Below are 14,485 nucleotides of genomic sequence, written 5' to 3' on the forward strand. Positions count from 1 at the left end.
TTGCACATGATTGAAATGCAAGATGTATATAAAACGTATCCAAATGGTGTCGTTGCATTAAATGGGATTAGTGTTCGTATTAAACAAGGAGAATTTGTTTATGTCGTCGGTCCGAGCGGAGCTGGGAAATCGACGTTTGTTAAGATGATGTATCGCGAAGAGAAGCCAACGAGCGGCTCGATTATGATTAACGGCGTCAACCTTGCGAAATTGAAGGAAAGCAAGGTGCCGCTATTACGTCGAAACATCGGGGTTGTTTTCCAAGACTTTAAGTTGTTGCCGAAGTTAACGGTATATGAAAATGTCGCGTTTGCCCTTGAAGTCATTGAAGAATCGCCAAAAAATATTAAAAAACGCGTCATGGAAGTGCTTGATTTAGTTCGCTTAAAACATAAAGCGCGTTTTTATCCTGATGAACTTTCAGGAGGAGAACAACAACGTGTATCCATTGCGCGTTCGATTGTGAACTCCCCTGCGATTGTCATTGCGGACGAGCCGACAGGAAACTTAGACCCTGATACGTCATGGGAGATTATGGACATTTTCGAGCGCATCAATGAGCGCGGCACGACGATTGTGATGGCGACGCATAACCGTGAAATCGTCAATACGATTCGCAAGCGCGTCATTGCGATCGAACGTGGAAAAATCGTTCGCGATGAGGTAAGGGGGGAATATGGTTATGACGTTTAACACCCTCAAACGCCATTTTCGCGAAAGTTTTAAAAACCTCGGGCGCAATGGTTGGATGACATTCGCTTCCATTAGCGCTGTAACCGTCACGTTGTTGCTTGTTGGCGTGTTTCTCGTCGTGATGTTAAATATTCAACACTTCACAAAACAAGTTGAAAAGGATGTCGAAATTCGTGTTCATATTGATTTAACCGCAACGGACGCTGATAAAGAGGCGCTGCGCAAGCAAATTGAAGCGATTCCTGAGGTGGGAAGCGTCACTTACTCTTCTAAGGATGAAGAGCTGCAGAAATTGATCAAAAGCTTCGGCGAAGAAGGTTCATCGTTTAAGCTATTCGAACAAGACAATCCGTTAAGCGATGTCTTTATCGTGAAAACGAAAGAACCGACTGACACAGTGAAAGTGGCAAAGAAAATTGAAAAGTTTAAATTTGCGGATAAAGTGAAATACGGCCAAGGACAAATCGAAAAGTTATTTGCAACAACGAAAGTCATTCGCAATATCGGCTTAGGGTTAATCATCGGTTTGTTGTTCACGGCCATGTTTTTAATCTCCAATACCATTAAAATTACGATTTTTGCTCGTCGACGCGAAATTGAGATTATGAGATTAGTAGGAGCGACGAACGGCTTTATTCGCTGGCCGTTTTTCCTTGAAGGACTTTGGCTTGGCGTGCTGGGAGCGCTCCTTCCGATTACGGTCGTTCTTTCTGCGTATTCGTATGTGTTTGATCTTTTACATCCAAAGCTTGAAAATACGTTTGTGCAGCTATTGCCGTTTTATCCGTTCGCATGGCAAATTGGCGGAGTGTTGCTTTTGTTAGGGGCATGCATCGGCATTTGGGGAAGCATGATGTCTGTTCACCGTTTTTTAAAAGTGTAAGAGAGAAAAAGGAGAGGGGTTAACGTGAAGAAGAAGTATGTTGCGCTTGCCGCAGCGGCGGCGCTTGCGCTGACAAGTTTTGTTGTGCCTGCTCTTGCGGTGACGAACCGCGACATTCAACAAAAACAAAGTGAAATTCATGCCGTAAAGAGAAAACAATCGGCCGTACAAAGCGAAATGAATCAAGCGCAACAAGAAATCAATCGTTTGCAAAATGAGCAAGCGAAGGCAGCGGCTGAAATCAAGCGCTTAGATTTAGCGGTTGAAGAAACGAACGGAAAAATTCGGATGAAGCGCCAAGATGTTGAAGCAACCAAACAAGCGATTGCGACGTTACAGCGCGAAATTGCCGAATTGAAAGCGCGCATTGAGCGCCGTAACGAATTGTTGAAAGAGAGAGCGCGCTCCTTGCAAGAAAGCGGTGGAGTTGTTAGCTATTTGGATGTATTATTAGGAGCGCAAAGCTTTAGTGATTTTATCGATCGCATGAGCGCGGTTGCGACCATTTTTGAAGCGGATCGACAAATTATTAAAGAACAAGAAGCGGATAAAGCATTAAAAGAAGAAAAAGAGAAACAACTTCATGATAACCTTTCGAAACTAGAACAGAGCTTAAAAGAATTAGAGCAGCTCAAACAGACATTAAATGAACAAATCGCGGCGAAAGAACGTTTAATGGCGCAGTTGAAAGAACAAGAAAAACATGAGCACGAGAAAAAGTTAGCATTGCAAGAAGAAAAAGAATTGCTTGAAAAACAAGAAGCGGCGATGAGAACACAATTACAAGAGCTTATCCGCAGAAAAAAAGCAGAGGAAGCAGCACGCAAAAAGGCGCCTTCTAGCCGCGGGTCATCCGCAAGCGTATCTTCTGCAGGCTTGCCGCCTGTCACAAGCGGAGCGTTTATGCGTCCTGCGAATGGACCGATTACATCCACGTTTGGCCCGCGCTGGGGAGAATTCCATGCCGGCATTGACATCGGCAAACGCGGTTCCGATGTTCCAGTCGTTGCGGCGGCGGATGGTTACGTATTCCGTTCCTATTATTCTGAAAGCTACGGCAACGTTATTTTTATCACGCACTACATTGATGGCCAATTGTATACAACCGTTTATGCTCACTTAGAGTCACGGCTTGTCGGTGAAGGTCAATTTGTCAACAAAGGACAACTCATTGGCTACATGGGCAACACCGGTTACTCCACTGGTCCTCACTTACACTTTGAACTGCATCGCGGCCCATGGAACGCCGCAAAATCCAATGCCGTTAACCCAATGGCGTATATTCCGTTTTAAAAAACGGAATAAAAATTAAATATTCAGTAAAAAATACACAACTTGTCTAGACTTTAGTTTAAGCAAGTTGTGTATTTTTTTTTAGATAGCGTCAAAAATTTTATGAAAACTCATTCCGAGTCATCAATTGAAGGAACATAAATGAAAGCATAAAACCCTATTCGCCCTTGGCCAATACTGGCCAAAGGATAAAAAGGGGAAGGGCGGAAAAAAGGCATATGTAGCAGTCCTTCTATATAGACTCAAGTTGAGTTTCCGACATATCTCATCATGAATAGAAGACTGCTTTTCTGCCATAGGCGGCAAGAAAAATATTCAGCCTGTTTTACCATGGGGCTGAATGGTTAACAAAAAAATTCAATCATATTTATTGACAAATAAAACATATTATATAATAATAGATATCGAATAATAATTATTATAATTTAATGAATAGTTTTGTGTATATCTTGAGCAAGCTATTCATAATTCTAAAACTATATTTAGGAGGATGATTCATTATGTCTCTAATTGGAAAACAAGTACAACCATTCAAAGCAAAAGCGTACCACAACGGTAAGTTTATCGATGTTACGGAACAAGACTTTAAAGGTAAATGGAGTGTAGTTTGCTTCTATCCGGCAGATTTTACATTCGTATGCCCTACTGAACTTGAAGACCTGCAAAATCATTACGCAACTTTAAAAGAACTTGGTGTTGAAGTGTATTCTGTTTCAACAGATACACATTTCACGCATAAAGCATGGCACGATACGTCCCCAGCAATCAGTAAAATCGAATACATTATGATCGGCGACCCTTCACAAAAGCTATCTCGCATGTTCGATGTACTAGATGAAGAAACAGGTCTTGCTCAACGCGGTACTTTCATCATCGATCCAGACGGTGTCATCCAAGCTGTTGAAATTAATGCTGACGGTATTGGCCGTGATGCAAGCACTCTTATTAACAAAATTAAGGCTGCACAATATGTTCGCAACCATCCAGGTGAAGTTTGCCCAGCTAAATGGCAAGAAGGTGCTGAGACACTTAAACCAAGCCTTGATCTTGTAGGCAAAATTTAAGGGGAGGCGGCCATGATACTGGATGCAGAAATAAAAGCACAATTAGCCCAATATCTGCAATTGATGGAGGATGATGTAGTTCTAAAAGTCAGCGCGGGATCCGATAGCGTTTCCCGCGACATGCTGGCTCTAGTGGATGAATTGACCACAATGTCATCCAAAATTAAGGTAGAGAAAACGAAATTGCCGAGAACGCCAAGCTTTAGCGTTAATCGCATCGGCGAAGACACTGGTGTAACGTTCGCCGGTGTCCCTCTGGGGCACGAGTTTACTTCATTAGTGCTGGCTCTGCTTCAGGTAAGCGGAAGACCTCCAAAAGTTGATCAGAAGATAATTGATCAAATTAAAAGTATCAAAGGCGAATATCATTTCGAATCTTACATTAGCTTGACATGCCATAATTGCCCGGATGTTGTACAAGCGTTGAATTTGATGAGTATACTGAACCCTGGCATTACACATACGATGATTGATGGTGCGGCCTTCAAGGATGAAGCAGAAAGCAAGGGCATCATGGCAGTTCCGACAGTATTCTTAAATGGAGAATTGTTTGGTAGCGGACGGATGTCGCTTGAGGAAATTCTTGCTAAGATGGGAAATGCTCCGGATGCATCGGATTTTGCTGAAAAAGAACCGTTTGATGTACTTGTGATCGGCGGCGGACCAGCTGGTGCAAGCGCAGCGATTTATGCGGCACGTAAAGGCATTCGCACGGGCATTGTTGCTGAACGTTTTGGTGGTCAGATCATGGATACATTGGGCATTGAAAACTTCATCAGCGTGAAATATACGGAAGGTCCTAAGCTTGTAGCAAGTCTTGAGGAGCATGTCAAACAGTATGATATTGATGTTATGAACTTGCAGCGTGCGAAGCGTTTAGAAAAGAAAGACCTTATTGAAATTGAACTTGAAAACGGTGCAGTTTTAAAGAGCAAAACGGTTATTATTGCAACAGGTGCTCGCTGGCGCAATCTTGGTGTACCAGGCGAGGCAGAGTTCAAGAACAAAGGTGTAGCATACTGCCCTCATTGTGACGGTCCATTGTTTGAAGGAAAACATGTCGCAGTTATTGGCGGTGGAAATTCCGGTATTGAGGCAGCCATTGATCTAGCGGGGATTGCAAAACATGTAACGGTTCTCGAGTTTATGCCGGAGCTGAAAGCTGATGCTGTCCTGCAGGAGCGTCTTTACAGCCTTCCTAATGTAACGGTCCTAAAGAACGTTCAAACTAAGGAAATTACTGGAGATGACAAAGTGAACGGCATTTCTTACATTGATCGTGAGACAGGAGAAGAACATCACATTGAATTGCAGGGCGTATTTATTCAGATCGGCCTTGTGCCAAATACCGATTGGTTAGCTGGAACGATTGAACGCAACCGCTTCGGTGAAATTATCGTAGATAAGCATGGTGCTACAAACATCCCTGGAGTGTTTGCTGCAGGTGATTGTACGGATAGCGCATATAAACAGATTATTATTGCAATGGGGTCGGGTGCTACAGCAGCCTTAGGTGCATTTGACTATCTAATTCGAAATTCATGAAGGAACATGAATAACAATTCATATCATGATGCTCTACAACTATATGCTAACTTTCGAAAGTCGCTTTACTACTAGACCGCTGATCGTAAAGCGGCTTTCATTTTTTTAGAGTTTGTCTTTTTAGTACAAAATCCGCCATTAAAGCGCGTTATTATCCCCATGCTAATTCTTATCCATAGCAATATTCTGCCTCTACAACTTGTTTCTCAGAATTTAACATGTTCACCGAGAAGTCTCCCACCTCTAAACAACGTGTAGGTGGGAGAGGTTCATAAACTAAATACTACCTAAAAATCGAATTTCTAGAAAAATCTTCCGCAAATTCTTGACTCATCGTGCTTTACGTATTTGTTGAGAAAATTTGCGGTTCGGTGTAAAATAAATACATCTCCCAACGGTCATTAACGGTACAAGCTGTTCATATATATAGAAACGGAAGAGGCATCGCACGAGGTGTGATGCCTTTCCTGTATAAGAGGGTGAGGAGGCAGAAAATGAACAAGAAAACAACAGCAGCATTAATGGCATTATCCATGTTCATCGGTTCAGGAGCAACGTATGCCGGAATGCATTTATTCGCGAATCCATCAAAAGAAGAGAGCACGATTAGCATTCAATCGCCGGCAATCGGAACATCGTCTGAGGAAGAACTTGAAAAAGTTGAGCAAGCATATAAATTAATTAAAGAAAAATATGTGGAGAAAGTGGATGACGAACAGCTGATCGAAGGTGCCATTCAAGGCATGCTCGCTACGTTAAAAGATCCGTATTCGGTGTATATGGATCAAGAAACAGCGTCACGGTTTAATGAGTCTCTTGATTCTTCATTTGAAGGAATCGGGGCGGAAGTGAGCATGGTCGATGGAAAAGTGACGATCGTTGCTCCGTTTAAAGGATCGCCAGCGGAAAAGGCAGGATTGCGCCCGAATGACCAAATTATTAAAGTGAATGGAGAAAGTTTAGAAGGATTGGACTTATACGAAGCGGTATTGAAAATTCGCGGGAAAAAAGGGACAACCGTTCGATTGGAAGTGATTCGTCCTGGCGTAAGCGGAGTATTGAAAATTGATGTTGTCCGCGATGAAATTCCGATTGAAACGGTGTATGATTCGGTCAAAACGTATGAAGGGAAAAAAATCGGCTACCTAGAAATTACATCGTTTGCGGAAAAAACAGCGCAAGATTTTAAAGAAAAATTAGCGAAATTAGAGAAACAAGGAATCGAAGGGCTTGTGCTTGATGTTCGCGGCAATCCGGGCGGTTATTTGCAAAGCGTGGAAGAAATCTTAAAAGAGCTTGTCCCGAAAGATAAGCCGTATGTGCAAATTGAAGAACGAGATGGCAATAAGCAGCGTTATTTCTCTACCTTGACGAAGAAAAAAGATTATCCGATTGTCGTACTTGTTGATAATGGCAGTGCGTCCGCATCAGAAATTTTAGCGGCGGCGTTAAAAGAAGCGGGCGGTTATCCGTTAGTCGGCGAAAAAACGTTCGGAAAAGGAACCGTGCAGCAAGCGGTGCCGATGGAAGACGGTAGCAATATTAAATTGACGCTTTATAAGTGGCTGACGCCAAACGGAAACTGGATTCACCAAAAAGGAATTAAGCCGGATGTTGAAGTGAAACAGCCTGACTTTTTCTACGCTCATCCGTTGCAAATCGAACAAGCATTGGCGTATGATATGAACAATGAACAAATTAAAAGCGCTCAGCAAATGTTAAAAGGGCTTGGCTTTGATCCGGGACGGGAAGATGGATATTTCAGCAAAGAAACCGAACAAGCGGTAAAAGCATTCCAGAAAGCCAACGGTCTTCCTGTCACAGGAAAAATTAATCAAAACACGGCATCCGTTTTACAAACGAAAGTGATGGAAGCGGTTCGTGACGAAAAGTATGATGAACAATTGAAAGAAGCGATCAAGCTTGCGGCCAAAAAGTAAAGGGTTCAGCATCATCTGAACCCTTTCTCCCTTTTTGAAGAATCGCTAAATAAATAGGCTGATGATGCCGCGGCGTTTCGTTTTTTTCGGTTCTTCTTTCGGGATGTGGACCGTTTTTTGTTGTTCGAGGTTGGCGAGGCGCTGTTCAAGTTGTTGGAGCTGCTCTAGCATTTCTTCCATTTCTTTGCGGTGTTGCAAAAGCTGAAACGAGACGACATCGTCCGCTTTTTGATCAATTTTTTGCTCGAGTTGATTCAGCCGTCCGTGAATTTTCTCGATTTGCTCGGCTTGTTCGTTTTCCTGTTCGTCAACGCCTAAAAATTTAATTTTCTCCAGTTTCGTGACCGCTTGTTCATCAAATACGTAATGACCTGCCTCATTTTTTTCACACGGAATGTCGTATTTTTTCACCCATCGTTGAATCGTTTTGGCTGAAACGCCAAGCCGTTTGGCGACCGTGCTCGTTTTTAATTCCATTCTCCCACTCCCTCTCATTGAATGTTATGTAATCATTTAGACAGCCGTTGTCTTTTTCCTCTCACGTTGACAAAACTAGTGTTCATTCGGCAAAGAAAGTGGATTTTCGTAAATATTTGTAAACAAAACGGGCTTGAAATTTGTTACAATGGACAGTAGATGAATGTTGGAGTGAGGATGATGCTTGTGGAAGCATGGGGTTTGGAATTCATAAAAGGTTTTGGTCGCTTTTTCATGCAGCCGCTTTTGTACTACGCTATTTTTTTAGCGTGGCTTTTTGGATTATTGCGGGTGAAGCGAGAACGAAAAGACTTCCATGTTCGCGTATATGATGGATGGCTGGATATACGTTCGCTTTTTTCATCAGGAATTTGGTTAGGGATGTTGCTTTCATTGGTGGCGATCGGTGCCGGAATGGTCGTCACGAAGGACGTGATTGCTCTCATTGCTTGGAGCACGGTTTTGTTAAGCTTGACGTTGCAGGCGCGTTTCTTGTCTCCGGCTTATACGTTAAGTGTGGCGATTTTTGGGACAAGCTTTCTTGCTCGTTCGGAATGGACAAAGCCGCTTTTTGCTAGCTGGTTTCCGACATTAGCGGAGGCAAATGTGACGACGGTTGCTTTGCTGTTGAGCTTTCTTTTAGTGATCGAGGCGATCCTTATTGAAAAATATGGCGGCCAAAAAACGTCGCCGCGTTTAACCGTCAGCAAGCGCGGGCTCGTGATTGGCGAGCATCTCTCTCAAAAGCTGTGGCTCGTTCCGGTTTTGCTGCTTGTGCCGGGAGAAGGCATTCGTTCATTTGTTTCATGGTGGCCGATTTTTTCGATTGGAGAGCAAACGTATTCGCTCATGCTCGTTCCGTTTTTGCTCGGTTTTTCGCAGCGGACGCAGACGATGCATCCAGCGGCCTTAGCCAAATGGACGGGACGCCGTGTTTATCTGTTGGCTGTTTTGCTTTTGCTTTTAGCCGTCGGCAGCTATTGGTTTCAACCGCTTGCCATTGTTGTTGCGGCGCTGGCGATCATTGGGCGAGAGTGGATTTCGTTGGCGGCTCGTCTATACGAACAACAACGCACTCCGTATTTTACAAAGCGAAAAGATGGGTTGGTCATTTTAGGAATTTTGCCGGCGACACCTGCGGAAAAAATGGCATTACAAGTCGGCGAAGTCATTGCGAAAGTGAACGGAATCGCTGTGCGAACGGAGACGGAATTTTACGAAGCATTGCAGCGCAATCGCGCCTTTTGTAAGCTTGAAGTATTGAATGAAGCCGGCGAAGTCCGTTTCGTGCAATCCGCTTGGTTTGAAGGAGAGCATCATGAGCTTGGCTTGTTGTTCGTGCCAAATGAGCACATGGATGCAAACGTTGGATAAGAGGGGATTATCATGTGGTTTATTCTTGCACTGATTGTGCCAGCTTTACTAGTGATTTTATTTACGCGTGTGACGTATAATCATTACGTTGGGACGCTTTTAACAGTGGCGCTCCTTGTCGCGTCTTACGTAAAAGGATATACAGATGAATTGTATGAAATTGTTGCTGACATTGCATCGCTGATCGTTGGTTTTTTGTATTCAAAGCGAATGGTTGAAAGGCTGAAAAAGTGAGGTACCTGTCCGATGGGCAGGTATTTTTTGTAGAATGTTTGTTCGTATTTTTCGCTTTTTTTGCTTTTGATGTGGTAAAATAAAATTACGATTTTCAGAATTGGGGGCTTGTTGTGTGAAAGATCGGTTTGAGTTGGTTTCTGATTATCAGCCACAAGGCGATCAGCCGAAAGCGATCGCCAAACTTGTCGAAGGCATTCGAAACGGAGTGAAGCACCAAACGTTGCTCGGTGCAACGGGGACGGGAAAAACGTTTACGATTTCCAATGTCATTAAAGAAGTGAACAAACCGACGCTAGTCATCGCGCATAATAAAACGTTAGCGGGGCAGCTATATAGCGAATTTAAGAAATTTTTCCCGAACAATGCGGTTGAGTATTTCGTTAGTTACTACGATTATTACCAGCCGGAAGCGTATGTGCCGCAAACGGATACGTACATTGAAAAAGATGCGAGCACGAACGATGAAATTGATAAATTGCGCCATTCGGCGACATCGGCGTTGTTTGAACGCCGCGATGTGATCATTGTTGCGAGCGTTTCATGCATTTACGGTTTAGGTTCGCCAGATGAATATCGTGAGCTTGTCGTGTCATTGCGCGTCGGTATGGAAATGGAGCGCGATCATTTATTGCGCCGCTTAGTCGATGTGCAGTATGAGCGCAATGACATTGATTTTCGCCGCGGAACGTTTCGCGTGCGCGGCGATGTTGTGGAAATTTTTCCGGCATCGAAAGACGAGCATTGCATTCGCATTGAGTTTTTTGGCGATGAAATTGAACGCATTCGCGAAGTGGATGCGTTGACGGGACAAGTGATTGCCGAACGGGAACATGTAGCGATTTTCCCGGCATCGCACTTCGTGACGCGCGAGGACAAGATGAAGATTGCGATCGCCAATATTGAAAAAGAATTAGAAGAGCGATTGCAGGAGTTGCGTGAACAAGGAAAGCTATTGGAAGCGCAGCGGCTTGAGCAACGGACGCGCTACGATATTGAAATGATGAGAGAGATGGGATTTTGTCCAGGAATTGAGAACTATTCGCGCCATTTAACGCTTCGTCCGCCTGGTTCTACGCCGTATACGCTTCTTGACTATTTCCCAGATGACTTTTTAATTATCGTCGACGAGTCGCATGTGACGTTGCCGCAAATTCGCGGCATGTATAACGGCGACCGCGCGCGCAAAGAAGTGCTTGTCGAGCATGGTTTCCGTTTGCCGTCCGCGCTCGATAACCGTCCACTTACCTTTGAGGAGTTTGAACAAAAGGTCAATCAAATTATTTACGTCTCAGCGACGCCTGGCCCGTATGAACTTGAACATTGCCCAGAGGTCGTCGAGCAAATTATTCGTCCAACGGGATTGCTCGATCCGACGATTGATGTGCGTCCAATTGAAGGACAAATTGACGATTTAATCGGCGAGATTCAAGAGCGCATCGCCCGCGATGAGCGGACGCTTGTGACAACATTGACGAAAAAAATGGCGGAAGATTTGACGGACTATTTGAAGGACATTGGCATTAAAGTGGCTTATTTGCACTCTGAGATCAAAACGCTTGAACGAATGGAAATTATTCGCGATTTGCGCCTCGGCAAATACGATGTGCTCGTTGGCATTAACTTATTGCGTGAAGGATTGGATATTCCAGAAGTGTCGCTTGTGGCGATTTTGGATGCGGATAAAGAAGGATTTTTGCGCTCAGAACGCTCGCTCATTCAGACGATTGGCCGAGCGGCGCGAAATGCGAACGGTCATGTCATTATGTATGCTGATACGATCACCAAATCGATGGAAATCGCCATTCAAGAAACGAAGCGGCGCCGGGCGATTCAAGAAGCGTACAACCGCGAACATGGCATCGTGCCAAAAACGATTAAAAAAGAAATTCCAGATGTCATTCGGGCGACCTATGCAGCAGAAGAAACAGAAACGTATGAAGCAAAGAAAGATTATCGCCATTTAACGAAAGAGGAACGTCTGCAGCTCATTGCCGATTTGGAGAAAGAAATGAAAGAAGCGGCAAAAGCGCTTCATTTCGAACGAGCGGCAGAGTTGCGCGATTTAATTTTAGAGTTAAAAGCAGAAGGGTGATGGCAGTTGACAATGGAGCATATTGTTGTGAAAGGAGCACGTGCCCATAATTTAAAAAATATTGACGTGACGATTCCGCGCAACCAGCTTGTCGTGTTGACAGGGCTTTCTGGTTCGGGAAAATCGTCGCTTGCGTTTGATACCATTTATGCGGAAGGACAGCGGCGATATGTGGAGTCGCTCTCCGCATATGCAAGACAGTTTTTAGGGCAAATGGATAAACCGGATGTCGATGCAATCGAAGGGTTATCTCCAGCGATTTCGATCGATCAAAAAACGACGAGCCGCAATCCGCGTTCAACGGTCGGCACGGTTACCGAAATTTATGACTATTTGCGCTTATTGTTTGCGCGCATCGGGCGTCCTGTTTGTCCAGAGCATGGCATTGAAATTGCGTCGCAAACGATTGAACAAATGGTCGATCGCCTCATGCAATATCCGGAACGGACGAAGATGCAAATTTTAGCTCCGATTGTATCAGGTCGGAAAGGGACGCACGCGAAAACATTGGAGGACATTAAAAAGCAAGGGTACGTTCGGGTGCGCATTGATGGCGAGATGCGCGATCTATCGGAAGAAATTGTGCTAGAGAAGAATAAAAAACATTCGATTGAAGTCGTTGTCGATCGCGTCGTGATGAAAGAGGGAATCGCCTCCCGTCTTGCCGATTCGCTTGAAACGGCGCTGAAGCTCGCGGATGGAAAAGTGCTTGTCGATGTCATTGGCGAAGAAGAGTTGCTGTTTAGTGAGCGTCATGCATGCCCGCATTGCGGTTTTTCGATCGGCGAACTAGAACCGCGCCTGTTCTCATTTAACAGCCCATACGGTGCTTGTCCGGCATGCGACGGTCTCGGTTCAAAGCTTGAAGTCGATGTTGACTTAGTCATTCCGAATTGGGACTTGACGCTTCGCGAGCACGCGCTTGCGCCATGGGAGCCGCAAAGCTCGCAATATTATCCGCAGCTTTTGGAGGCGGTTTGCCGACATTACGGCATTGATATGGATGTGCCGGTGAAACAACTGCCGAAAGAGCAACTGAATATATTGTTGTATGGAAGCAATGGCGAAAAAATTTATTTCCGCTACGTAAACGATTTTGGTCATGTGCGCGAAACATATGTGGAATTTGAAGGAGTCGTTCGCAACGTCGAACGGCGTTATCGCGAAACGACATCCGATTATGTGCGCGAACAAATGGAAAAATATATGGCGGAGCAGCCGTGTCCGACGTGTAAAGGAAATCGCTTGAAAAAAGAAAGCTTAGCCGTTCTTGTCGGCGGAAAACATATCGGCGAAGTAACGGCGATGTCAGTCACAGAGGCGCTTGCCTTTTTCGAGCAGCTTGAGTTGTCGGAAAAAGAACAAAAAATCGCTCATCTCATTTTGCGTGAAATTAAAGAGCGCCTCGGCTTTTTGAAAAATGTCGGCTTGGACTATTTAACGCTCAATCGCTCCGCAGGAACGCTTTCCGGTGGAGAAGCACAGCGCATTCGTTTAGCAACGCAAATCGGTTCGCGTTTGACAGGAGTGCTTTACGTATTAGACGAACCATCGATTGGATTGCATCAGCGCGATAACGATCGGCTCATCGCCACATTAAAAAGCATGCGCGATCTTGGCAATACGCTATTAGTGGTTGAACATGATGAAGACACGATGCTCGCAGCGGATTATTTAATCGATATCGGTCCGGGAGCGGGCGTTCATGGCGGACAAGTGGTCGCGGCTGGAACGCCTAAAGAAGTGATGAACAATCCAAACTCGCTGACCGGACAATATTTATCAGGAAAAAAATTCATTCCTCTCCCTGTGGAGCGTCGTCAGCCAGATGGCCGCTGGCTTGAAATTGTTGGGGCGCGCGAGAACAACTTAAAAAATGTTTCGGTGAAAATTCCGCTCGGAACGTTTGTCGTGGTGACGGGGGTATCCGGTTCAGGAAAAAGTACGCTCATCAATGAAATTTTGCATAAAGCATTGGCGCAAAAGCTCCATCATGCGAAGGCAAAGCCTGGGGAACATAAAGAAATTCGCGGCATTGAGTATTTGGATAAGGTCATCGATATTGACCAATCGCCGATCGGCCGAACGCCTCGTTCCAACCCGGCAACGTATACGGGCGTTTTTGACGATATTCGCGATTTATTTGCGGCGACGAATGAGGCGAAAATGCGCGGCTATCAAAAGGGACGCTTTAGCTTTAACGTCAAGGGCGGCCGTTGTGAAGCTTGCCGCGGCGATGGGATTATTAAAATTGAAATGCATTTCCTGCCGGATGTATATGTTCCTTGCGAAGTTTGCCACGGCAAACGTTACAATCGCGAAACGCTTGAAGTGAAGTATAAAGATAAAAACATTGCCGAAGTGCTTGAAATGACGGTCGAAGATGCGCTCAAGTTTTTTGAAAACATCCCGAGAATCAAGCGAAAGCTGCAGACGCTTTACGATGTTGGCTTAGGCTACATTCAACTTGGCCAACCAGCGACGACGCTTTCAGGCGGAGAAGCGCAGCGGGTGAAACTTGCTTCTGAACTTCATCGTCGCTCGAACGGCCGTACGCTCTACATTTTAGACGAGCCGACGACAGGTCTTCATGTCGATGATATTTCGCGCCTGTTAAAAGTGTTGCAGCGGCTTGTCGACAATGGGGATACAGTGCTTGTGATTGAACATAATTTGGATGTCATTAAAACGGCTGACTACATTATTGACCTCGGACCAGAAGGAGGAGATGGCGGCGGTCAAATTGTGGCGGTTGGTACGCCAGAAGAAGTGGCGGAAGTGGAGCAGTCGTACACCGGACAATATTTAAAACCGATTTTAGCGCGCGATCGCGAGAGAATGAAACAACGATACGAAGTGCCGAGCGTGTAACGCTCGGCTTTTTTCA

Annotated in this window: 11 protein-coding genes; 10 read left to right on the plus strand and 1 reads right to left on the minus strand. The window is 44.8% G+C overall.

Features of this window, described 5'->3' with window-relative positions; translation table 11 throughout:
• Positions 1-6: 6 nt before the first annotated feature.
• From ftsE to EDD69_RS10740, 6 genes are all read left to right on the plus strand, one after another.
• A complete protein-coding gene (gene ftsE, locus EDD69_RS10715; RefSeq protein WP_132948953.1) occupies positions 7-693 on the plus strand; it encodes a cell division ATP-binding protein FtsE in 687 nt (228 codons plus the stop codon).
• Positions 683-1,576, plus strand: coding sequence for a permease-like cell division protein FtsX (ftsX, locus tag EDD69_RS10720; RefSeq protein ID WP_132948954.1), 894 nt, complete (start codon positions 683-685; stop codon positions 1,574-1,576). The genes ftsE and ftsX overlap by 11 nt, the downstream gene beginning before the upstream one ends.
• A gap of 24 nt (positions 1,577-1,600) precedes the next feature.
• Positions 1,601-2,869: a murein hydrolase activator EnvC family protein gene (locus EDD69_RS10725; RefSeq protein WP_132948955.1), complete on the plus strand. Its 1,269-nt coding sequence runs from the start codon at positions 1,601-1,603 to the stop codon at positions 2,867-2,869.
• Between the two features lie 500 nt (positions 2,870-3,369).
• The gene (gene ahpC, locus EDD69_RS10730; protein ID WP_132948956.1) at positions 3,370-3,933 is read left to right on the plus strand and encodes an alkyl hydroperoxide reductase subunit C; all 564 of its coding nucleotides are present in this window, start codon (positions 3,370-3,372) and stop codon (positions 3,931-3,933) included.
• Between the two features lie 12 nt (positions 3,934-3,945).
• Complete coding sequence (gene ahpF, locus EDD69_RS10735) at positions 3,946-5,478, plus strand: alkyl hydroperoxide reductase subunit F (RefSeq protein ID WP_132948957.1); 1,533 nt, start codon at positions 3,946-3,948, stop codon at positions 5,476-5,478.
• 494 nt (positions 5,479-5,972) lie between these two features.
• Complete coding sequence (locus EDD69_RS10740; protein ID WP_132948958.1) at positions 5,973-7,418, plus strand: S41 family peptidase; 1,446 nt, start codon at positions 5,973-5,975, stop codon at positions 7,416-7,418.
• 45 nt (positions 7,419-7,463) lie between these two features.
• Here the strand turns inward: EDD69_RS10740 and EDD69_RS10745 are convergent, their stop codons facing one another.
• A complete protein-coding gene (locus tag EDD69_RS10745) occupies positions 7,464-7,895 on the minus strand; it encodes a MerR family transcriptional regulator (RefSeq protein ID WP_132948959.1) in 432 nt (143 codons plus the stop codon).
• Between the two features lie 180 nt (positions 7,896-8,075).
• On the opposite strand from EDD69_RS10745, the gene EDD69_RS10750 reads away from it, so the two are divergent.
• The 4 genes from EDD69_RS10750 to uvrA all read left to right on the plus strand — a co-directional run bounded on the left by EDD69_RS10750 (position 8,076) and on the right by uvrA (position 14,469).
• On the plus strand, positions 8,076-9,269 hold the full coding sequence (locus tag EDD69_RS10750; RefSeq protein WP_207893278.1) for a PDZ domain-containing protein: 1,194 nt from the start codon (positions 8,076-8,078) through the stop codon (positions 9,267-9,269).
• Positions 9,270-9,281: 12 nt separating this feature from the next.
• Positions 9,282-9,503, plus strand: coding sequence for a CsbA family protein (locus EDD69_RS10755; protein WP_132948960.1), 222 nt, complete (start codon positions 9,282-9,284; stop codon positions 9,501-9,503).
• Between the two features lie 115 nt (positions 9,504-9,618).
• Positions 9,619-11,598, plus strand: coding sequence for an excinuclease ABC subunit UvrB (gene uvrB / locus EDD69_RS10760; RefSeq protein WP_132948961.1), 1,980 nt, complete (start codon positions 9,619-9,621; stop codon positions 11,596-11,598).
• A gap of 12 nt (positions 11,599-11,610) precedes the next feature.
• On the plus strand, positions 11,611-14,469 hold the full coding sequence (gene uvrA, locus EDD69_RS10765; RefSeq protein ID WP_132948992.1) for an excinuclease ABC subunit UvrA: 2,859 nt from the start codon (positions 11,611-11,613) through the stop codon (positions 14,467-14,469).
• The last annotated feature ends 16 nt before the right edge of the window (positions 14,470-14,485 follow it).

It is taken from the genome of Thermolongibacillus altinsuensis, from assembly GCF_004341205.1.
Taxonomy (GTDB): Bacteria; Bacillota; Bacilli; order Bacillales; family Anoxybacillaceae; genus Thermolongibacillus; species Thermolongibacillus altinsuensis.

What these genes read in the sequence shown, in the direction of transcription:
- uvrA (WP_132948992.1), top strand. Translation starts at nt 11,611, where the DNA reads ATGGAGCATATTGTTGTGAAAGGAGCACGTGCCCATAATTTAAAAAAT.
- ftsX (WP_132948954.1), top strand. Translation starts at nt 683, where the DNA reads ATGACGTTTAACACCCTCAAACGCCATTTTCGCGAAAGTTTTAAAAAC.
- ahpF (WP_132948957.1), top strand. Translation starts at nt 3,946, where the DNA reads ATGATACTGGATGCAGAAATAAAAGCACAATTAGCCCAATATCTGCAA.
- EDD69_RS10740 (WP_132948958.1), top strand. Translation starts at nt 5,973, where the DNA reads ATGAACAAGAAAACAACAGCAGCATTAATGGCATTATCCATGTTCATC.
- EDD69_RS10745 (WP_132948959.1), bottom strand. Translation starts at nt 7,895, where the DNA reads ATGGAATTAAAAACGAGCACGGTCGCCAAACGGCTTGGCGTTTCAGCC.
- ftsE (WP_132948953.1), top strand. Translation starts at nt 7, where the DNA reads ATGATTGAAATGCAAGATGTATATAAAACGTATCCAAATGGTGTCGTT.
- EDD69_RS10750 (WP_207893278.1), top strand. Translation starts at nt 8,076, where the DNA reads ATGCTTGTGGAAGCATGGGGTTTGGAATTCATAAAAGGTTTTGGTCGC.
- EDD69_RS10755 (WP_132948960.1), top strand. Translation starts at nt 9,282, where the DNA reads ATGTGGTTTATTCTTGCACTGATTGTGCCAGCTTTACTAGTGATTTTA.
- ahpC (WP_132948956.1), top strand. Translation starts at nt 3,370, where the DNA reads ATGTCTCTAATTGGAAAACAAGTACAACCATTCAAAGCAAAAGCGTAC.